Here is an 865-nt window from a genome sequence, read left to right as displayed (position 1 = left end):
CTTCTTGACCGACTGGTAGGTCAGGACCGAAGCGGTCGAGTCCAGCGTCCAGTTCGTCTCTGCCTTCGCAGTTCCCAGTCCGGGCCAAATCAACACCAACAACGCAACGACCAAGCCAAGCGCGTTTATAACGAGCCAGCCTCTTGCCCGTGTTTTCCACCAGACTCCCACGACTTCGAACATGGAACCCCCTGCCTAGAGCAGTTCACGATTTCTCAGCGAGGAGCATAGAACACTTGCTGTCGCTTGGCGAGCATCTCGCGTGGTGCGGTGCACCACTCCCGAGCGATGCAAATCTCGGGTTCATCGTCTTGGTTAGAAGGCGATCTTCAGTCCGAGCTTGGCGCCGATGGTGGAACTGTCCGATGACACCTTGCCGCGAACTTCGCCGTTGACGGTGGTCGCGGCCGACATCTTCAGGTTGAAGCCGGTCGACAGCGCGGCGGAAAAATCGGCATCGTCGAAGTCGATCTCCCTGGTGTCGATTTCGGTGGTGTTCTTGTAGCCGAAACGCTGCTGCAATTCGCCTCGCGCATAGGGGCTGATCACCATGCCGTTGCTCAACGTGTAGTCGCCATAGATGCCGGGCTCGAGCTTGATCGCGCCGAAAGAAAGCTGGCTCTTGCCGAACTCGTTGCCGCCGCTGTCTGTATACGGATCGCCGCGGAAGGAAACGCCAAGCAGGCCGCCACGCAGATCGAAGCGGGTGCGCTCGCCCAGCTTGAAGATATGGCCGACCGATGCCGTCACTGCATAGCCCTTGGTATCATAGCTGCCGGTGGTGCCGAGCACGCCGTTCGTCACGTCGCTTCCACCGATGAAGCCGGAGGCCGAGACGAGCGCGTAATTGTAGTCCTTGCGAAAC

At 59.3% G+C, this 865-nt stretch carries 1 protein-coding gene and 1 pseudogene; both read right to left on the bottom strand.

Annotated elements, in window-relative coordinates; genetic code table 11:
• Positions 1–183: pseudogene (locus EOA22_RS38360) on the bottom strand (flagellar motor protein MotB); the annotation flags it as partial.
• A gap of 132 nt (positions 184–315) precedes the next feature.
• The coding region (locus EOA22_RS35550) for an autotransporter outer membrane beta-barrel domain-containing protein (RefSeq protein WP_127390712.1) at positions 316–865 on the bottom strand (550 nt) is incomplete at its 5' end.

This window comes from Mesorhizobium sp. M7A.F.Ca.US.014.04.1.1, from assembly GCF_003998745.1.
Classification (GTDB): domain Bacteria; phylum Pseudomonadota; class Alphaproteobacteria; order Rhizobiales; family Rhizobiaceae; genus Mesorhizobium; species Mesorhizobium ciceri.
Note: the sequence above shows the minus strand (reverse complement) of the source record. Positions and strands in the feature narration are given on the sequence as shown.